Source organism: Methylibium sp., from assembly GCF_035762065.1.
In the GTDB taxonomy this organism is placed as follows: domain Bacteria; phylum Pseudomonadota; class Gammaproteobacteria; order Burkholderiales; family Burkholderiaceae_C; genus Methylibium.
The window spans coordinates 130,105-148,631 of record NZ_DASTPW010000004.1 but is presented as its reverse complement, the minus strand read 5'-3'; the positions used below and the strand labels follow the sequence as shown (position 1 = coordinate 148,631).

Annotated in this window: 15 protein-coding genes; 2 read left to right on the top strand and 13 right to left on the bottom strand. The window is 72.6% G+C overall.

All coding sequences use genetic code 11. From position 1 onward, the window contains the following. The 6 genes from flgL to flgG form a co-directional block, all read right to left on the bottom strand. Nucleotides 1-922: flagellar hook-associated protein FlgL (flgL, locus tag VFR90_RS02610; RefSeq protein WP_326404417.1), on the bottom strand; the 922-nt coding region annotated here is incomplete at its 3' end. A 20-nt stretch (nt 923-942) separates the two neighbouring features. Then, nucleotides 943-2,886, bottom strand: coding sequence for a flagellar hook-associated protein FlgK (gene flgK, locus VFR90_RS02605; protein WP_326404416.1), 1,944 nt, complete (start codon nt 2,884-2,886; stop codon nt 943-945). Between the two features lie 6 nt (nt 2,887-2,892). After that, nucleotides 2,893-3,738 carry a flagellar assembly peptidoglycan hydrolase FlgJ gene (gene flgJ / locus VFR90_RS02600; RefSeq protein WP_326404415.1) on the bottom strand — a complete coding sequence of 282 codons (846 nt, stop codon included), beginning with the start codon at nt 3,736-3,738 and terminating at the stop codon, nt 2,893-2,895. 1 nt (nt 3,739) lies between these two features. Beyond that, nucleotides 3,740-4,960, bottom strand: a complete 1,221-nt coding sequence (locus VFR90_RS02595) for a flagellar basal body P-ring protein FlgI (protein ID WP_326404414.1) — start codon at nt 4,958-4,960, stop codon at nt 3,740-3,742. 37 nt (nt 4,961-4,997) lie between these two features. Next, entirely contained in the window at nt 4,998-5,606 is a 609-nt protein-coding gene (locus VFR90_RS02590) for a flagellar basal body L-ring protein FlgH (protein ID WP_326404427.1), read from the bottom strand. 53 nt (nt 5,607-5,659) lie between these two features. Continuing rightward, nucleotides 5,660-6,442, bottom strand: a complete 783-nt coding sequence (flgG, locus tag VFR90_RS02585; RefSeq protein WP_326404412.1) for a flagellar basal-body rod protein FlgG — start codon at nt 6,440-6,442, stop codon at nt 5,660-5,662. A gap of 199 nt (nt 6,443-6,641) precedes the next feature. Between flgG and VFR90_RS02580 the strand changes: the two genes are divergently transcribed. Both VFR90_RS02580 and VFR90_RS02575 read left to right on the top strand, forming a co-directional pair. Then, complete coding sequence (locus VFR90_RS02580) at nt 6,642-7,061, top strand: response regulator (protein WP_326404411.1); 420 nt, start codon at nt 6,642-6,644, stop codon at nt 7,059-7,061. Next, a complete protein-coding gene (locus tag VFR90_RS02575) occupies nt 7,058-9,007 on the top strand; it encodes a sensor histidine kinase (RefSeq protein WP_326404410.1) in 1,950 nt (649 codons plus the stop codon). The genes VFR90_RS02580 and VFR90_RS02575 overlap by 4 nt, the downstream gene beginning before the upstream one ends. A gap of 8 nt (nt 9,008-9,015) precedes the next feature. Here VFR90_RS02575 and VFR90_RS02570 read toward each other — a convergent pair whose 3' ends face one another. The 7 genes from VFR90_RS02570 to flgB all read right to left on the bottom strand — a co-directional run bounded on the left by VFR90_RS02570 (nt 9,016) and on the right by flgB (nt 18,491). Further along, the gene (locus tag VFR90_RS02570; RefSeq protein ID WP_326404409.1) at nt 9,016-13,548 is read right to left on the bottom strand and encodes a PAS domain S-box protein; all 4,533 of its coding nucleotides are present in this window, start codon (nt 13,546-13,548) and stop codon (nt 9,016-9,018) included. Nucleotides 13,549-13,574: 26 nt separating this feature from the next. Next, the gene (locus tag VFR90_RS02565; protein WP_326404408.1) at nt 13,575-14,579 is read right to left on the bottom strand and encodes a GGDEF domain-containing response regulator; all 1,005 of its coding nucleotides are present in this window, start codon (nt 14,577-14,579) and stop codon (nt 13,575-13,577) included. 43 nt (nt 14,580-14,622) lie between these two features. Then, nucleotides 14,623-15,354, bottom strand: a complete 732-nt coding sequence (gene flgF, locus VFR90_RS02560) for a flagellar basal-body rod protein FlgF (RefSeq protein ID WP_326404407.1) — start codon at nt 15,352-15,354, stop codon at nt 14,623-14,625. A 125-nt stretch (nt 15,355-15,479) separates the two neighbouring features. Next, nucleotides 15,480-16,745 carry a flagellar hook protein FlgE gene (gene flgE, locus VFR90_RS02555; protein ID WP_326404406.1) on the bottom strand — a complete coding sequence of 422 codons (1,266 nt, stop codon included), beginning with the start codon at nt 16,743-16,745 and terminating at the stop codon, nt 15,480-15,482. A 9-nt stretch (nt 16,746-16,754) separates the two neighbouring features. Beyond that, entirely contained in the window at nt 16,755-17,420 is a 666-nt protein-coding gene (locus VFR90_RS02550) for a flagellar hook assembly protein FlgD (protein ID WP_326404405.1), read from the bottom strand. Nucleotides 17,421-17,527: 107 nt separating this feature from the next. Continuing rightward, on the bottom strand, nt 17,528-17,950 hold the full coding sequence (gene flgC, locus VFR90_RS02545) for a flagellar basal body rod protein FlgC (RefSeq protein ID WP_326404404.1): 423 nt from the start codon (nt 17,948-17,950) through the stop codon (nt 17,528-17,530). Nucleotides 17,951-18,080: 130 nt separating this feature from the next. Further along, the gene (flgB, locus tag VFR90_RS02540; protein ID WP_326404403.1) at nt 18,081-18,491 is read right to left on the bottom strand and encodes a flagellar basal body rod protein FlgB; all 411 of its coding nucleotides are present in this window, start codon (nt 18,489-18,491) and stop codon (nt 18,081-18,083) included. Between the last annotated feature and the right edge of the window lie 36 nt (nt 18,492-18,527).

The window sequence follows — 18,527 nt, the reverse complement described above, 5'->3', positions numbered from 1 at the left end:
GGCCGCCGTTGCGCAACGGCGTCTCGAGCGCGCGCGCGACGCGCTCGATCATGTCGAACACGTTGAGCGTCGGCGTCGCGGGCGCGAGGTCGAAGCGATCGCCGTTCGCGGGCGCGCCGGTGACGGTGACCGACTGGCCGTCGATCTCGATCGCGCGGCCGCTCTCGTAGGGCACGTTGGTCAGCGCGGTCGGGTTGCCGTCGCGCAGCACGGTGTAGGTGGTCGTCGTGTTCGGCGCGGTGCCGGTCACGGCGAAGCTCAGGCTGTAGGGGTCGCCGGTGAGCGCCGACGGGTCGCTGACGCGGCCGGCGTCGATCCAGGCGGTGCCGGCCTGCGTCGTCGCGCGGGTCTCGAACACGCCGTTGCCGGTCGGCGCGGTGGTCCAGGTGGCCTGGCCGTCGAGCGTGAGCGCCAGCGGCTCGTCGCCGCCGACGCCGATCTGCCCGGAGACGCCGCGGAACTGCACGCCCGAGGGCGCATCGACGAACGGCGGGTTGCTCGCGCCCTGGCCGGCGAACAGGTAGCCGCCGGCGCCGTCGCCGCGGTTGGCGAGCGAGAGCAGCTGCGTGCGCTTCTCGCGCAGGCTCTTCGCGAGCGAAAGGCGCTCGGCATCGCTGTAGCTCGCGTTGCCGGCCGCGACGAGGTTCTCGCGCACCTGTTGCAGCAGCTCGCCCGCGTCGCCCAGCGTGCCCTCGGCGAGCTGCATCGCGTTCTTGCTGGCCTCCACCGCGCGCTGGCTTGCGGTGCTGCGCGATTCGAGCGCCAGCGCGCGCTCGGCGCGGGCCGCGGCGGTCGGGTCGTCGCTCGCGCGGTTGACGCGCTTGAGCGTCGTCATCTGCTGCTGGCTGTCGAGCATCTCGCGCTGACGGCGCTGCAGGTTCGCGACGGCGATCTCGTGCTGGTTGGCGGTGCTCACGCGCATGACGGACTCCAGGATCAGGTTCAGCGCGCAAGGCTGAGCAAGGTGTCGAACACGGTCTGCGCCGATTGAAGAATCTTCGCGGCGGCCTGGTAGCCCTGCTGGAACTGCAGCAGCCGCGCGGCCTCCTCGTCGAGGTTCACGCCGGTCTCGCCGGAACGCGCGGTCTCGGCGTTGGTCGCGACCGCGCTCGAGATGCCCTGCGAAGCCTTCGCGCTCTGCACGCGCACGCCGATGTCGGCCATCGCCTGCGCATAGGCGCTCGCGGTGGTCGCGCCCGGCGTCGTGCCGACGCGGCCGACCACATCGAGATCGCGCAGCGCCAGCAGCGACAGCGCGTTGCCGTTGTTGCCTTCCGGATAGGGCGTCGGCGCGACGCGCAGCGTGTCGCCGGTCTGCGGCACGCCCGCCAGCCGCAGTTCGAAGCCGTTCAGCGCGATCGGCGCGCCGGGCGTCCAGGTGCCCGTGCCGCTGGAGACGAGCGTGTTCGCCGCATCGCGCAGCTCCCAGCTGTAGGCGCCGGCGTTGCTGGTGAAGGCGACGTTCGCCGTCAATGCCGGATCGAGCGCGTTGCTCACGACGTTGAGCGAAGCGACGCTCGCGGTGCCGGTGTTCGCGACCGCGGTGGTCGCCGTCACCGGCGAGGCGGCCGCGATGCCGGCGGCGCGGTCGAGCACGCGGCGCAGGCCGCCCGCGGCCTGGCTGGCCGGCTGCAGCAGGAAGCGATCGCCCGCGGCGGGCGCCGGCGCGCCGACGGTGACGGTGAAGCCGTCGAGCGTCGCGCCGTTGGCGACGCTGCGCGTCAAGCCATCGGTGCGGCGCGTGACGAGGTAGTTGCCGGGCGTCGATGCGTCGGGGCTCAGCTCGTAGTCGGTCGCCTGCAGCTGCGCGGCGTCGGCGACCGCGAGGCTCACCGTGCCGATGAACTGGCCAGCGCCGTTGCGCGCGTTGGTCGAGGCCGGCAGCGCGCTCGGCGCGCCGGTCGTGAAGATCGGCGCGCCGGCGCCGGGCGGCACGCGAAGGTCGAGGCCGAAGCTCTGCTGCTGGTTCACCGCCGCGGCGATCGCGCTGGCCAGCTGGCCGAGCAGCGCGCGGGCCTGCGTCAGGTCTTCGTCCTGGAAGTCGAGCAGGCCGCCGATGCGCCCGCCCGAGAGCGTGTCGGCAGGCAGCAGCCGGTCGCCGCCCTGCTCGGCCAGCGCGATGCGCACGCGCTGCGGATCGAAGGCATCGGGCACCGCCTTGAGGCTCAGCGCGCTGCCGCCGAGCACCAGGCGCTGGCCGCCGCCGATGAACAGGCCGAGCGAGCCGTCGTCGGCCTCGATCGTCGTGATCTTCACGTGCTCGCTGATCTCGCGCACCAGCTGGTCGCGCTGGTCGAGCAGGTCGTTCGGCGGCTGGCCGGTGCCGCGCGCGGCGGCAATCTGCTGGTTCAGCTGCGCGACGCGCGCGGCGAGGTTGTTGACCGTGCCGATCGAGGTGCGCACGTCGTCGAGCACGCCGGCCTGCAGGCTGTCGATCTGCTGGTCGGCCGCCTGGAAGCGGTTGGCGAGTTCCTCGGCGCGCGAGAGCACCACTTCGCGCGCGGCGGCGTCCTGCGGGCGGTTCGCCACGTCGACGAAGGCGTTGAAGAGCTGGCCCGCGGCGTAGCCGAGGCCGGCCTCGCCGCCGGGGAACACGTTCTCGAGTCGCTGCAGTTGCTCGAGCCGCGCGGTGTCGCGCGCGGCCTCGGCGCGCGAGAGCGAAGCCTGGCGCTGCAGGAAGGCGTCGTGGCTGCGCGCGACGGTGCGCACGTCGACGCCCTGGCCGAAGAAGCCGGCGCCGCTGAACTGGCCGCCCGAGGTCGCGAGCTCGACCTGCTGGCGCGAGTAGCCGGCGGTGCTCGCGTTCGCGATGTTGTGGCCGATGGTCTGCAGCGCCGCGTAGTTCGCGAACATCGCGCGCGAGCCGAGGTTGAGCAGCGAGGCCATGGTCGTTCAGGTCTGGAGGGTTTTCTGCAGGCGCAGGGTCGTGTTGATGACCCGGCCCAGCTTGGCCGCGTACTGCGGGTCGGTGGCGTAGCCCGCGCGCTGCAGGTTCACCGCGAAGCCCTGCGCGCTGCCGCCCTCCTCGACCACCTTCGCGTAGCGCGGGCTGTCCTTGATGAGCCGGGCCCAGTCGCGGAACGACTCCTCGGCGCTGGCGTAGGCGCGGAAGCTCGCCTTGACCTTCTGCGGCTGGCCGCCGACGTACTCGGTCGTCGTCACTTCGGCGGTCGCGCCGTTCCAGCGCCCGCCGGCCTTGATGCCGAACAGGTTGTGGCTCGTGCTGCCGTCGGCGTTGCGGATCTGCTTCTTGCCCCAGCCCGATTCGTGCGCGGCCTGGCTCAGGATGAAGGCCGCCGGGATGCCGGTCTCGGCCGCGACCTTTTCGGCCGCCGCGCTGTGGCGCGCGACGAAATCCTGCGCGTCGGATGCGCCGGGCAGGCGGTTCCAGCTGTCCTTGGCCGCCGCGGCGGACCGCGCAGGCGCGGCGGGCGCCGCGGTGTCCTTCACCGCGCCGATCTGCCGCTCGAGCTGCTTCGCGATCATCGCGGCGAGCCCGCCCGGCTGGCCGCTCAGCTTGCCCGCGAGCTGCGTGTCGAGCAGCTCGGTGCCCATCTTCGTGCCGGAGTTGTCCAGCATGCCGGAGGCCATCGTCGAGTCGCGCATGCTCTTGAGCAGCTGCTGCATGAACAGCGACTCGAACTGCTTCGCGGCCTCCTGGATCGCCGCCTTCGGGTCGCGGCCGGCGCTGGCCTGCAGGCCGCGCAGCGCGTTGGCGTCGAGGCCGGCGGTCCTCATGTCAGATCACCTCGAGCTCGGCGTTCAAGGCACCGGCGGCCTTGATCGCCTGCAGGATCGCGAGCAGTTCCTGCGGCGTGGCGCCGAGCGCGTTCAGCGCCTTGACCACTTCGGTCAGCTTCGCGCCTTCGGGCAGCTGGATCAGCGAGCCGGGCTGCTGGTTGATCGCGATCTCGGCCTTCTCGGCGCGCACCGTCTGGCCGTTGGAGAGCGGGCCGGGCTGGCTGATCACCGGCGTGGAGCTGATCGTCACCGACAGCGAGCCGTGCGCCACCGCGCAGGGCTTGAGCGTCACCGCCTGGTTCACCACCACCGAGCCGGTGCGCGCGTTGATCACCACACGCGCGGCCGGCGCGGCCAGCGCGATGTCGAGGTTCTCGATGTCGGCGAGGAAGTTCACGCGCGCGTCGGGCGTCGCCGGCATGCGCACGCGCACGGTGCGGCCGTCGAGCGCCTGCGCGGTGTCGGCGCCCATCTTGGCGTTGATCGCGCGGGCGACGTCGCGCGCGGTCGAGTAGTCGGCGCTCGCGAGATCGAGCTGGATCGAATCGCCTTGCGCGAGCGGCGTCGGGACGCTGCGCTCCACCGTCGCGCCGGCCGGGATGCGGCCCGCGTTCAGCGTGTTGACCTGCACCTTCGAGCCGCCCGCGGACGCGCCGGCGCCGCCGACGATCAGGTTGCCCTGGCTCAGCGCGTAGACCTGGCCGTCGGCGCCCTTCAGCGGCGTGGCCACCAGCGTGCCGCCGCGCAGGCTCTTGGCGTTGCCGAGCGACGAGACGACCACGTCGATCGCCTGCCCCGGCTGCGCGAACGGCGGCAGCGTGGCCGTCACCATCACCGCGGCGACGTTGCGCAGCTGCACCGCGACGCCCGGCGGCACCGTGACGCCCATCTGCTGGAGCATCGCGTTGAGGCTTTGCGTGGTGAACGGCGCCGAGGTGGTCTGGTCGCCGGTGCCGTCGAGGCCGACGACGAGGCCGTAGCCGACCAGCTGGTTGTTGCGCACGCCCTGCACCGAGGCGACTTCCTTGATCCGCGCCGCCTGTGCCTCCTGCGGCCACCAAAGCGCCGCGCTCGCGACCAGCAGCGCCGCGGCGATCAGCCAGCGCAGCAGGGTGTCGTGGCGCGAATCACGCGCCGCGTCGGCGCTCGGGTCGGCCTCGTCGAGCCGCGCGAGCAGCGCGGTGTCGAGGGCGTCGGCGGTGAGGAAGTGGCGAGGCATGCGAGGGACCCAAAACTTGAGTCCATTCTTCGCCCCGTCACATCGGCAGAACGTTCAAAAAGAAGCGTCCGAGCCAGCCTATTCCCTGCGCCTCGGCCTGCGCCCCGCGCCCGCGCTGCTCGATGCGCACGTTGGCGATCTGCGGCGACGGCACGGAGTTGCCCGGCTGGATCGCGCGCGGGTCGATCTGGCCCGAGAAGCGCAGCACGTCGACGTGCTGGTTGACGCCGATCTGCTTCTCGCCAGCGACGATCAGGTGGCCGTTGGGCAGCACTTCGGTCACGGTCGCGGTGATCGTGCCGGTGAAGGTGTTCTGGCTCGCGGTCGTGCCCTTGCCTTCGAAGGCCTGCTCGTTGGCGGCCGTCGCCGAGGCGCGGGTGAAGGAGTTGGAGCGGAAGAACGGCAGCGCCGAGATGCTGCCGTTGACCGAGCCGCTCTTGTCGACCGTGCTGGTCGACTGCTGGCTGGCCGCGACCTTCTCGACGATCTGCACCGTGATCGTGTCGCCGACCAGGCGCGCGCGATGGTCTTCGAACAGCGGGCGGTACTGCCCGCTCTGGAAGATCGAGCCGTTGTTGACGGCCGGCTGCATCACCACCTGCGGGCGCACCGGCGCCGTCTCGGGCAGGTCGACCTTCGGCGCCATCGCCTGGCAGCCAGCGAGCGCGGCAGCCAGCGCGGTGAAAACGATCGCGCGGCTCACAGCTGCGTCAGACGCTGCAGCATCTGGTCCGAGGTCTGGATCGCCTTCGAGTTGAGCTCGTAGGCGCGCTGCGTCTGGATCATCGAGACGAGCTCCTCGACGACGTTGACGTTGCTCGTCTCGACGAAGCCTTGCGCGAGCTGGCCGAGGCTGTTGCTGCCCGGCGCGCCGGCGTTCGGCGTGCCCGAGGCCGCGGTCTCGACGAACAGGTTCTGCCCGCGCGCCTCGAGGCCCGCCGGGTTCACGAAGTCGGCGAGCTGCAACTGCCCCAGCGTCTGCGGCGTCGCCTGGCCCGGCAGCGCGGCGGTGACGGTGCCGTCGGCGCCGATCGTGACCGTCTGCGCGTTCGCGGGAATCGTGATGCCCGGCTGCAGCGGGTAGCCGTTGTTCGTGACCAGGGTGCCCTGCGCATCGACCTGGAAGGCGCCGTCGCGGGTGTAGCCGGTCGTGCCTTCGGGCATCTGCACCTGGAAGAAGCCGCGGCCCTTGATCGCGACGTCGAGGTTGTTGGAGGTCTGCTGCAGCCCGCCCTGCGCGAACTGGCGCGAGGTCGCGACCGCGCGCACGCCCAGGCCGACCTGCAGGCCGGTGGGCAGCAGCGACTCGCCGGCGCTGTTCGCGCCGGGCTGGCGCAGCGTCTGGTACATGAGGTCCTCGAAGACCGCGTGGGAACGCTTGTAGCCGTTGGTGGCGCTGTTCGCCAGGTTGTGCGAGATGTGATCCAGCTGGGTCTGCTGGGCCTCCATCCCCGACTTCGAAATCCATAGCGAACGCATCATGACGGGCTCCTGCTGTGCCTTGCCCATGCTGCCGAGGCGCCGCTCGGGGCAGCGCCGGAAATGCGGTGCAAGCACGGTGCATTTCCGGGCCGCGTTTCGACGATCCCGTCACGCCGCGGCGCGCAGCGCAACGCGCGGCAACACGCGCGATGAGGCGGCTGCCTAGACTCCCGGCCGACCCGATTGCCTCGCGCCCGCCATGCTTCGCCACGTGCTGCTGATCGACGACCACGACGCCGACCTCGTCTACGGCGAGGCGGTGCTGCGCCGCTCGGGCCTGTGCGCGCAAGTGAGCTGCTTCGAGGACGCCGAAGAAGCGCTCGCCTTCCTGATGAGCCCCGAAGGCCGCCGGGTCGATCTGGTGCTGCTCGACATCAACATGCCGGACATGGACGGCTTCACCTTCCTGGCCGCCTACGGCGCGCTGCGCGCCGAGGCGCCGGCGCGCGCCGGCGTCGTGATGCTGACCTCCTCGCCCGACCCGCTCGACCGCGAGCGCGCCTTCGCGCACCGCTGCGTCAAGGACTACCTGATCAAGCCGCTCGACGCGGCCGCGGTGCGCCGGCTCGCCGAGCCGGCCGCTTGCGGCGCCGGCACGAGCGCGACGGCGCAGCCATGAGCCACGGCCGCTCGGCACATGCCGAGGCGGCGACGCTCGGGCTGCTCTATGCCGCGCTGGCGATGCTGGCGATCGCGTTGGCGCGCCAGCCGGGCTCGATCGCGATCGTGTGGTTCGCCAACGGCGCCGCGATGGCCTTCTTCGTCACCTCGCCGCGCAGTCGCTGGCCGCTGCTGGCCGCGGCGCTGGTGGTCGCGAGCGCAGGCGCGAACCTGGCCTTCGGCGATCGCGGGCCGCAGGTGGCGGTGCTCGCGGCGAGCAACGCGGCCGATGTGCTGCTCGCCGCGCTGCTGGTGCGGCGGCTGCGCTTCTCGCCGTGGCCGTTCAACGGGCCGGTCGAGCTGCTGAAGCTGCTCGGCGCCTGCGCGGTGCTCGCGCCGCTCGCCAGCGCCAGCCTCGCGGCCTCGGGCTTCGCGATGCTCGGCCTGGGCAGCTTCGACAAGATCTGGGCCGACTGGTTCGTCGGCGCCGCCGTCGGCACGGTGATCACGCTGCCGGCCGCGCTGGCATGGCGCCACGAGGGCTGGCGCACGGCCCTGCGGCAGGTGGCGACGCTGCGCGTCGCGGCGCTGGTGCTCGCCACCGTGCTGATCGCGCTGGTGGCCCTGTCGTCGCTCCCTTATCCCTTTGTCTACCTGGTGCAGGCGCCGATCGTCGCGGCCTTCCTCGCGCCGCCGGCCGCGGCGCTCACGGTGGGCTTCGTGCTCGGCGTGAGCGCGACGATGTCGATGGCCTTCGGCGTCTTCGCGCCGGCCGGCGCGGCCGCGACGGCGCACCCGGTGTTCGTCTACCTGCCGGCGCTGCTCGCGGTGCTGCCGGCGCAGATGCTGATCGTCGCCCTCGCGCGCGACCGCGCCCTGAGCAACGTGCTTGCCTCCATCAGCTCCGGCGCCACCGACCTGATGCTGGTGTTCGACCTGCGCGGCACGGTGCGCGCCGTCAACGCCGCGTGGCTGAAGAGCATCGGGCGCACGCAGGCCGAGGTGATCGGGCGGCATTGGACGCAGGCGCTCGCGCCGGGCGTCTACAACGCCGGCATGCAGGCGCGGGTGGATCGCGCGCTCGGCGGCGAGACGCTGAGCGCGCGCGTCACCGTGCCCTTCGGCCGCGGCGAGCGGCGCACGATGGACGTCAGCTACCAGCCCAGCCACGGCGCCGACCGGCAGCGCAACGGCGTGATCTGGACGGTGCACGACGTGAGCGACCTGATGCGCACGCAGGCCGAGCTGCAGCGCGGCATGGCCGAGTTGCAGCGCGCGAACGAGCAGCTCGAACAGTTCGCCCGCATCGCCTCGCACGACCTGCGCGAGCCACTGAACACGATCGCGCAGTTCAGCGAGCTGATCGAGGAAGACCACGGCGCGCAGATGCCTCCCGAGGTGCGCGGCTACTTCGATCACCTCAAGCGCGGCGCCGCGCGCATGCGCACGATGCTCGACGACATGCTGCAGCTCGCGCGCCTGCAGCGCCCCGGCGAGGCGGCGCTGGCGCCGGTGGCGCTCGACGCCGTGTTGGCGCAGGCGCTGGCGGCGCTGCGCGCGCGCATCGACGCGCGCGGCGCGGCGGTGCACGCGGAGCCGCTGCCCACGGTGCTGGGCCAGCCGAGCGCGCTGGCGCTGCTGCTGCAGAACCTGATCGGCAACGCGGTGAAGTTCGTGCCGCCCGAGCGCGTACCGCAGGTGCGGGTGAGCGCGCGGCGCGAGCGCGACGGCGCAGGCGAATGGGTGCTCGTCGGCATCGAGGACAACGGCGTCGGCATCGACGCCAAGCACCTCGCCACCGTCTTCGAGCCCTTCAAGCGCCTGCACTCGCGCCGCAAGTTCGACGGCACCGGCCTGGGCCTCACGATCAGCCGCCGCATCGCCGAGACCCTGGGCGGCACGATCACCGTCGAGTCGCGGCCAGGGGAAGGCAGCCGGTTCGAGCTGCGCTTGCGGGCCGCCTGAGCCGGCGCTCAGCGAGCCGGCGCCTCCTGCGCCGCCAGCGGCGCCAGCCGCGCCGCGGCCTCGTCGAAGCGCAGCTGCTCGATGCTGTCGCGCAGCGCGTCGCCGGCTTCGGCGCCGAGGCGCCGGCGCAGCGCGGGGGCGAGGCTCGTGAAGGTGTCGACGGCGGCGAGGCTCTGCTCGGCGAGCTGCCGCTGCAGCTGGGCGAGCAGCCCCGGCTCCAGCGACGGCGCATCGGCGCCGGCCCCGGCCGGCTCGGCGCGCGCGTCGAGCACGGGGCCGGCGGCCGCGGCCGCGTCGCGCAGCGCGACGAAGGCCGCCGACACTGCGGCGCCCAGCCGCGCGGCCTCGGCGGGATCGTCCTTGTCGCAGGCGCGCTCCAGCGCGCCGGCGTGGCCGGCCAGTTCCCTCGCGCCGAGCTGGCCGGCGCTGCCGCGCAGCCGGTGCATGCGCGCGCTCAGCGCGGCGCGCGCCGGCGCATCGGCGGGCGTGTCGACGCCTTCGGCGAGATCGGCGAACTCGACGAGCGCGCGACGCAGCGTCGAGCGGAACAGGTCGACGTCGCCGCACAGCCGCGCGCGCACGTCGGCGCCGTCGATGCCGGCGATGCAGGGCCAGCCCGAGGGCTCGTCCGGCGCCGGCAGCGCCGGTGCGGGGATGAGCGGCGCCGGTCCCGGGACGAGCGGCGCCGGCGCGCTCGCCTCGTCGACGCTCGGTCGCCCGGCGCGCAAGGCGACGTGGCGGCGCACGCAGTCGATCAGCGCGCGCGCGTCGAAGGGCTTGGTGACGAAGTCGTCCATGCCGGCGGCGTCGGCGCGCTGGCGCTCGCTGGTGAGCGCGCCGGCGGTGAGCGCGATCACCGGCAGGCCGGCGAGCGCCGGCTCGGCGCGGATGCGGCGGGTCGCCTCGTAGCCGTCCATCACCGGCATCTGCACGTCCATCAGCACCGCGTCGACGCGCGGCGCGCCTTCGGCGAGCAGGCGCTCGAGCGCCTCGCGGCCGTGCGCGGCGAGCACGACGCGCGCGCCTTCGAGCGCGAGGATGCGCCGCGCGACTTCGAGGTTGATGTCGCTGTCGTCCACCACCAGCAGGCGCAGGCCCTGCAGCGCGCGCCCGGGTCGCGGGGTGCGCGCCGGCGCGGCGGGGAGCTCGTCGACGGTCGCGGCGCCGAACGGCAGCTCGACCCAGAACGTGCTGCCTTGCCCCAGGGTGCTCGCGAGCCCGATCTCGCCGCCCATCATCTGCGCGAGCCGCTTGACGATCGACAAGCCCAGCCCGGTGCCGCCGAAGCGCCGCGTCGTCGAGGCATCGGCCTGCGCGAACGGCGTGAACAGCCGCGACTGCAGCGTGCGCGGGATGCCCGGGCCCGTGTCGTGCACCTCGAAGCGCAGCCGGTGGGCGGCATCGCCTTCGCCCTTGCCCTTGCCGTTGCCGTTGCCGTCGTCACCACCCCCGCGCGGCGCGCACTTGACGACGAGGCGCACGCCGCCTTGCTCGGTGAACTTGATCGCGTTGCCGATCAGGTTGGTCAGGATCTGCCGCAGCCGCTGCGCGTCGCCGCGCGCGGCGGCGGGCAGCTCGGGCGGCAGCTCGGCCTCGAAGGCGATGTGCTTGGCCTCGGCCTGCACCGCCATCACCTCGGCCAGCTCGCGCAGGCGCGCGGCCGGCGCGAACGGCAGCTGCTCGATCGCCAGTTCGCCGGCCTCGATCTTCGACAGGTCGAGGATGTCGTTGATCACCGCGAGCAGCCCGCCGCTGGCGAACTCCAGCGTGCCGAGCAGCTCGCGCTGGGCCGCGTCGAGCGGCGTGCGGGCCAGCAGGTAGACGAGGTTGATCACCGCGTTCATCGGCGTGCGGATCTCGTGGCTCATGTTCGCGAGGAACTGGCTCTTCGCCTGGTTCGCGAGCTCGGCGCGCGCCTTGGCCATGCGCAGCGAAGCCTCGGCCTTCTTCTGCTGCGTCACGTCGTGCGCGATGCCCAGGTAGCCGAGCAGCTGCGCGTCGTCGCCGCGCATCGCGGTGACCACCAGCTCCACCGGGATGCGCCGGCCGTCCTTCGCGACGTAGGTGAACTCGCGCGCGCGGCCGAGCGCGTCGGCGCCGATCATGAATTCGCCGCGTTCGAGCCGCCGGCCGAGCTCGCGCGCGCGCTGCTTGACGAGCGCGATCAGCTCGTCGCGGTCGTGGTAGAGGTCCGGCGTGTGGCGGCCCACCACCTCGTCGGCGGCGTAGCCGAGCATGCGTTCGGCGCCGCGGTTGAACAGGCGGATGCGCAGGTCGGGGTCGATCGCGACGATCGCGACCTCGGAGGCGGCGTCCAGCACGTTGCGCAGCAGCGCGCCGGTCGCGCGCAGCTCCAGCTCGGCGCGCTTGCGCTCGGTGATGTCGAGGTTGATGCCGGTCACCACCTGCGGCCGGCCGGCCGCGTCGCGCAGCACGCGCACGCTGCCGCGCACATGGCGCACTTCGCCGTCGGGGCGCAGCACGCGGAACTCGGAGACGCTCGCGTCGCCGCTGGCCAGCACGGCGGCGAGCGCGGCCTGGCTCGCGCCCAGGTCGTCGGGGTGCAGGGTCTGCGGCCAGCGCCGCATCAGGTCCTCGCCGTCGCGGCGCTCGAGGCCGTTGATGCGGTACATGCCCTCGTCCCACACCAGCGTGTTGCCGCGCACCTGCCATTCCCACATGCCGATGCCCGCGGCGAGCGCGGCGCCGGCGAAGCGCTCGCGCGTCTCGCGCAGCGCCTGCTCGGTGCGCTTGAGCTCGGTGACGTCGTGCACCAGCGAGTAGAAGCCGCGCACCTGGCCGTCGACGATGTCCGGCGCGTAATGCGCGAGCACGTGGCGCACCCGACTGTCGGGGCCGGTGGTGCTGCGCTCGAAGCTGCGCGGCTCGCCGCGCAGCGCGGCTTCGGCATGCGCTCGCGTCGCTTCATAGCGCTCGCCGAGCGACTCGGCCAGCGTGCGGCCGCCGTCGGCCGAAACATCCATGCCGTACCAGTCGCGCGCCGTGCGGTTTGCGAACCGGTTGCGCTGCGCGGTGTCCCAGTAGCCGATCGCCGAGGGCATCGCGTCGAGCACGTTGTTCAGGTGCCGCCGCGCCGACTCGAGCGACGCCGTGCGCCGCGCGATGCGGCGCTCGAGATCGTCATTGAGCTCGCGCAGTTCGCGCTCGGCGCGCTTGGCCTCGGTGCTGTCGCGCAGCGTCTGCGAAAAGCCGAGCAGCCGGCGCCCCGCTCCCAGCACAGGCGAGGCGGTGATCGAGACCTCGATCGTGCCGCCGTCGCGCTTGCGCCGCAGCGAGTCGAAGGCGCGCACCGGCTCGCCGCGTGCGAGCGCGGCGCGGATGCCGGCGTCCTCCGCGAGCCGGTCGTCGGGCAGCAGCAGGCTCGCGACCGAGCGGCCGATCGCCTCGGCCGCGCCGAAGCCGAACAGCCGCTCGGCGCTCGGGTTCCAGTCGGTGATCGTGCCTTCGAGATCGAGGCCGACGATCGCGTCGTTCGACGCGTCGACGATCGCCGCGCGACGCATGCGCTCGGCCTGCAGCGAACGCTGGCGCTCGACGCCGCGCATCGATTGCCAGCCGAGCAGCGCCGCCAGCAGCGCGGCCAGCGCGCCGCCGCCGAGCACCCAGGCGGGGCGCGGCTGGTCGAGCGATGCGAGGAAGCGCGGCGTCGCGCGCAGCTCCACCTGCCAGCGGCGGCCGTAGGTGTCGAGCGTCGTCGTGCGCACGAGCCCCGTCGGCTCGGCGCCGGCCGGCGGCTCGAAGAAGACCTGCGGCTGCGCGTCGCTCACGTCGGTCAGCGTCATCGTGAACGCGCCGCCGAGGAAGTCGAAGTCGCGCAGCACGTGGTCGATCGCGAGCGGCGCATACGACCAGCCCTGCACCGCCGCGCGGCGCGCGTCGAGCGTGTCGGGGAGCGATCCGGCCAGGTAGATCGGCAGCAGCATCAGGAACGAGCGCTGGTGCCCGCCGGTGCCGCTGGCGAGCGTGATCGGGCCGGTGAGCGTCGCTTCGCCGGTGTCGGCGGCGCGGTCGGCGGCGAGCTTGCGTGTCGGCTCCGAAGCGAGGTCGATGCCGATGGCCCGGCGGTTGCGCTCGATCGGCTCGACGAGATGGATCACGTAGCGGTCGCCGTCGTGCGCGTGGTAGGGGCGGATCGCGAACGCCGGCCAGCCGTCCATGCGTGCGGCCTCGACGAACGCGCGCTCGTCGGGCGGCGCGACGCGGCGCACCAGGCCGATGCCCAGCGCGCCCGGGAACTCGCGGTCGATGTCGCGGGTTTCGGCGTAGCGGCGGTAGCCGTCGCGGGTGATGAACCCGGCGCCGCTCGCGACCACCGCGCCGCGCGCGCCGCGCAGGCCGTATTCGTAGGCGCGGATGCGCCGGCTCAGCTGGTCGGTGGCGCGCGCCGCGACCGCGTCGAAGCGCTCGGCCGCGCCGGCGCCGTTCTGCCGCTCGAGGATTGACGCGCCGACGCAGGCCAGCCCCAGCACGAGCACACCGGCCAGGATGGCGGCGCGCAGCGGCGTCGCGAACCGGCGCATCGTGGGTGCCCGCACGCCGTCGCGGATCAGCCGGCGGCGTCGAACAGCCGCACGCGCTGCGGCGCGTCGATGTCGCAGGCATCGAGCAGCGCGCAACGGGCCCGGCCGGCACGCTTGGCGGCGTACAGCGCGAGGTCGGCCGCCTGCACCAGCAGCGAGGCCGAGTGCGCCACCGCGGCGAACTCCGCTTGCAAGTGGAAATCGGTCGCGTGGTCGTTCCGGCGGTCGCTTTCGGCGTCGTGGCAGCCGATACCGATGCTCGCGCTCACGCGGCCGAGCGGTGCGGCTTCGTGCACCAGCCGCAGGCCGCGCAGTTCGGCGAGCAGCCGCTCGGCGACGCGCAGCGCGCCTTCGCGCGGCGTCTCGGGCAGCAGCAGCACGAACTCCTCGCCGCCGTAGCGCGCGGCCAGGTCGGCCGGGCGCTGCAGCACCGTGCGCAGGCTGTGCGCGATGCGGCGCAGGCAGTCGTCGCCGGCCGGGTGGCCGTGGCGGTCGTTGTAGAGCTTGAAGTGGTCGACGTCGATCAGCAGCAGCGCGATCGGCGTGCCGGCGCGGCGCGCGCGCGGCCATTCGCGCGCCAGCGTCTCGTCGAAAAGGCGGCGGTTCGCGAGGCCCGTGAGGCCGTCGGTGCGCGACAGCTCGCGCAGCGCGTCGGCCTGCTGCTTCGCGCGCAGCTGCGCCTTGACCCGTGCGATCACCAGCGGCGCGCGCACCGGCTTGGCGATGAAATCGGCCGCGCCGATCGCGAAGCCGTTGATCTCGAAATCCGGCCCGCTGTGCGAGGTGACGAAGATCACCGGCACGTCGGCCAGCGTCGCGTCGGCCTTCAGCCTTGTGCAGACCTCGAAGCCGGACAGCCCGGGCATCTCGCCGTCGAGCAGCACGAGGTCGGGCGGCGCGGCCTGCGCGAGCCGCAGCGCTTCCTCGCCGCCGGTGGCGAAGCGCAGGCTCCCCAGGCCTTCGAGGATGCGGCCGAGCAGGCGGATCGACGCCGGGTCGTCGTCGACCAGCAGGATCTCGGGCAGGCGCATGGAAGCGGGTGCGGGACGGGTGGCGCGCGCGGCGCGGTCGATCTCAGCCGTTCGCCGACAGCAGCTTCGCCGCGGCGCGTTCGTCGGCCTCGGCCGTCTGCATCAGCTTCATCTGCGCCTCGAACTGGCGCGCGGCCGCGATCATCGCGACCATGTTCTCGATGGCGTTGACGTTGCTGCCTTCGAGCGCGCCGTCCTGCAGCCGGGCGTTCTCGTCGGCAGCGAGCGGCGCGCCGTCGGCCGTGCGGAACAGGCCGTCGTCGCCACGCTGGAGCCGGTCTTGCGGCGTCACCAGCTTCAACTTGCCGGCCGGCGTGAGCCTGCCGTCGCCCTGCTTGACGTTGATCGTGCCGTCGGCGGCGATCTGCGGCGTGCCGCCCGGGGGCAGCGTGATCGGGCCGCCGTCGCCCAGCACGGTGATGCCGCTGGACGTCATCAGCTGACCTTGCGCGTCGACCTGCAGCGAGCCCATGCGGGTGTAGGCCTCGGTGCCGTCGAGGCCCTGCACCGCGAGCCAGGACTTGCCCTGCATCGCGACGTCGAGCGCGCGGCCGGTGGTGGTGGTCGGGCCGGCCGCGTCGTCGTAGCCGACGGTCGTCTCGAGCGCGTAGACGCGCGTGCTTGCACCGTCGCCGCGGACCGGCACCGCGCGCATCGACTGCAGCTCGGCGCGGAAGCCGGTGGTCGAGGCGTTCGCGAGGTTGTTCGCGAGCACCTCCTGGCGCTGCATCGCCGCCTTCGCGCCGGCCATCGACAGGTAGATCATTCGATCCACGAACGAGCTCCTTCAGGCCTTGCCACGGCCGTTCAAGCGGCCGCCGCGGATCCGGCTTTGCCGGGCCGCCAGCGGCGCCCCCTCGAGAGGGAGCGGCGAAGCCGCAACGGGGGTGGGCAACATCATTACCTCAGGTTCACGAGCGTCTGCAGCACCGAGTCCTGCGTCTTGATCGTCTGCGCGTTCGCCTGGTAGGCGCGCTGCGCGGTGATCATGCTGACGAGTTCGCCGGTGAGATCGACGTTGCTGTCCTCGACCGCGCCCGCCTGCAGCGCGCCGAAGTTGCCGCTGGAGGCGACGCCGACGATCGGGTCGCCGCTGGTGTAGCTGACCGCCCAGGCGTTGCCGCCCTGCGGCAGCAGCCCCTGCGGGTTGCGGAAGTTCGCCAGTTCGATCTGCCCGGCCGGGCGCGACTGGCCGTTGCTGTAGCGCGCCATCACGACGCCGTTGCCTTCGATGCTGACGCCCGTCAGCTGCCCCGGCGCGTAGCCGGTCTGGGTGAGGTTGGTGACCGAGAAGCCGGCGCCGTACTGCGTCGCGCGGGTCAGGTCGAGCTGGACGCCGGCGATCGGCAGCGTGGTGGCGCCGCCGGTGCGGGTGGTCGAGGGGATGGTCAGCGCGATCGGCGCGGCCGGCGCGGTGGGCGCCGAGCCGTTGGCCGGGAAGGTCATGGTCGTGGTCGGCAGCGGCACGCCGGCGCCGTCGACGCTGATCGGATTGCCGTTCGCGGTGACGTAGACGTTCCAGTTGTCCGCGGCGGCCTTCTGGAAGTAGTAGGTGAGCGCGACGTCCTGGCCGGTCGCGTCATAGACGGTGACCGAGGTCGCGTTGTTGTAGGTGCTCGGGTCGTTCAGGTCGATGCGGTCGCCGGCCGCCGGCAGCGTGACGGCCGAGCGCACGTCGAGGTTGATCTCCATGTCGATCTCGTCGGTGGCACGCGGCTGCACGCCGGCGGTCGGCAGCTGCAGCGGCTGGGCGCGGCCGGGAACGATCGCGCCTTGCGCGTCGGCCGGGTAGCCGAGCAGTTGCTGGCGCTCGTTGTTGATCACGAAGCCCTCGCGATCGACCTTGAACTGGCCGCTGCGGCTGTACAGCAGCGAGCCGCGGCTGTCGGCGAGCTGGAAGAAGCCGCTGCCGTTGATCGCCAGGTCCATCGAGTTGCCGGTCGTGGAGATGTTGCCCTGCGTGAACTGCTGGGCCACCGCGGCGACGTTGACGCCGATGCCGGGCTGGTTCGCGCCCGAGCCGTAGGCACTGGCGGCGTAGACGTCGGCGAACTCGACGCGCGAGCCCTTGAAGCCCACGGTGCTGGCGTTGGCGACGTTGTTGCCGATCACCTCGAGGTTGCGGCTGGCCGCGTTGAGACCGGAAAGACCTTGCTGGAAGCTCATGGGGGCACCTTAGGAAAAAGCCTTGATCTGGGTGTAGGGCACGTCGCCGCCGTGCAGCAGCGACAGGTTCAGGCCGCCTTCGGTGCCGGTGGAGACCGAGCGCACCAGGTCGGTGGTCAGCGGCGTCGCGCCGAGCGCGGCGGCGCCCGAGCGGGCGACGACGCGGAAGGTGATGCCGTCGGTGCTGGCGCCTTCGGGCGCCTTCCATTCGAAGCCGCTGCGCCCGGCGTCGGCGGCGCCGACCACGATCGTGTCGAGCACGCGGCCGCTGGGCGACAGCACCTCGATCTTCACGTCGTCGGCGGCCGAGGCGAGCTCGAAGCCGGCGGTCGCGGTGCGGGTGGCGTCGAAGTGCAGCGCATTGCCCTGCAGCAGCACCGAGCGGCCCACCAGGCTCGCGCCCTGCAGCGCCTGCGACTGCAGCATCTGGGAGGACAGCGACTGCACCGTCGTGTTGAGCTTCTCGATGCCGGTGACGGTGTTGATCTGCGCGATCTGGCTCGTGACCTGCGCGTTGTCCATCGGGTTGAGCGGGTCCTGGTTCTGCATCTGCGTGACGAGCAGGCGCAGGAAGCGCTCGGAGCCGTCGTCCTTCTTGACGCCAGCGGACGACGAGGCGGCATTGAGCGCGGCGATCGCGCTGGCGGAGCTGTCGGTGACGGAGGAGGTGGCCATGGTGAAAAGTGGGTGTGGTTAACCGAGCAGCCGCCGCGGATCCGGCTCGGCCGGGCCGCCAGCGGCGCCTCCTGGAGGGAAAGCGGCGAAGCCGCAACGGGGGTCGGTCATGACTGCCCGAGCTGCAGCGTCTTCTGCAGCAGCATCTTGGCGGTCGTCATCACTTCGATGTTGTTCTGGTAGGAGCGCGAGGCCGAGATCATGTTGACCATCTCCTCGACCGCGTTCACGTTGCTGTAGGTCACGTAGCCCTCGGCGTCCGCCTGCGGATGCTTGGGATCGAAGGCGCGGCGGCCCTGCGCGTCGTTCTCGGTGACGGTGCTCACCTGCACGCCGGCCGTCGCGGGGTTCTGCACACCGTTCGGGCCGAACGGCAGCGTCTGGAACACGACCTGGCGCGCCTTGTAGGCCTGGCCGTCGGGGCCGGCAACCGTGTCGGCGTTCGCGAGGTTCGAGGCCACCACGTTGAGCCGCTGGCTCTGCGCGCTTACGGCGCTGCCGCTGACGTTGAAGATGCCCATCAGACTCATCGCGGATCTCCTGAAGTTCTCGTTGCCGTCAGGCGCCACTCAACCGAGCAGCCGCCGCGGATCCGGCTTTGCCGGGCCGCCAGCGGCGCCCCTTGAGGGGAGCGGCGAAGCCGCAACGGGGTGGTCCACATCACTGCCCGGTGATCGCGCTCAGCATCGTCTTCACGTTGCCGTTGATGAAGCGCAGCGTCGCCTCGTACTGCACCGCGTTGTCGGCGAAGGCCGCGCGCTCGCGGTCCATGTCCACCGTGTTGCGGTCGAGGTTGGTCTGCGCAGGCGTCGCGTACTTGAGTCCGGCCTGCGTCGCGCCGGCGGCAGCGCCGCCCGTGCTCAAGTGGCCGGCCTTCGTGGCCGATAAGGAAGCGGCCGGGTTGCCGGCACCGCTGGCCTCGCGCAAGGCCGCGGCGAAGTCCATGTCACGCGCCTGGTAGTTGGGCGTGTCGGCGTTGGCGATGTTGCTGGCGATCACCTGCTGGCGCTGCGAACGCAGCACCAGCGCCTGGCCGTGGAAGTCGAGGGTCTGCGTCAATCGGTCGAGCATGGCGAACCTGCCGTGTTGCTGCGCCCCGGGCCGTCG

Bases quoted from the DNA above. Each gene is read 5' to 3' on its own strand.
- VFR90_RS02595 (WP_326404414.1), bottom strand. From the start codon at position 4,960: ATGCCTCGCCACTTCCTCACCGCCGACGCCCTCGACACCGCGCTGCTC.
- VFR90_RS02575 (WP_326404410.1), top strand. From the start codon at position 7,058: ATGAGCCACGGCCGCTCGGCACATGCCGAGGCGGCGACGCTCGGGCTG.
- VFR90_RS02565 (WP_326404408.1), bottom strand. From the start codon at position 14,579: ATGCGCCTGCCCGAGATCCTGCTGGTCGACGACGACCCGGCGTCGATC.
- VFR90_RS02550 (WP_326404405.1), bottom strand. From the start codon at position 17,420: ATGGCCACCTCCTCCGTCACCGACAGCTCCGCCAGCGCGATCGCCGCG.
- flgG (WP_326404412.1), bottom strand. From the start codon at position 6,442: ATGATGCGTTCGCTATGGATTTCGAAGTCGGGGATGGAGGCCCAGCAG.
- VFR90_RS02580 (WP_326404411.1), top strand. From the start codon at position 6,642: ATGCTTCGCCACGTGCTGCTGATCGACGACCACGACGCCGACCTCGTC.
- flgJ (WP_326404415.1), bottom strand. From the start codon at position 3,738: ATGAGGACCGCCGGCCTCGACGCCAACGCGCTGCGCGGCCTGCAGGCC.
- flgB (WP_326404403.1), bottom strand. From the start codon at position 18,491: ATGCTCGACCGATTGACGCAGACCCTCGACTTCCACGGCCAGGCGCTG.
- flgE (WP_326404406.1), bottom strand. From the start codon at position 16,745: ATGAGCTTCCAGCAAGGTCTTTCCGGTCTCAACGCGGCCAGCCGCAAC.
- VFR90_RS02590 (WP_326404427.1), bottom strand. From the start codon at position 5,606: ATGGCGCCGAAGGTCGACCTGCCCGAGACGGCGCCGGTGCGCCCGCAG.
- flgC (WP_326404404.1), bottom strand. From the start codon at position 17,950: ATGAGTCTGATGGGCATCTTCAACGTCAGCGGCAGCGCCGTAAGCGCG.
- VFR90_RS02570 (WP_326404409.1), bottom strand. From the start codon at position 13,548: ATGCGCCGGTTCGCGACGCCGCTGCGCGCCGCCATCCTGGCCGGTGTG.
- flgK (WP_326404416.1), bottom strand. From the start codon at position 2,886: ATGGCCTCGCTGCTCAACCTCGGCTCGCGCGCGATGTTCGCGAACTAC.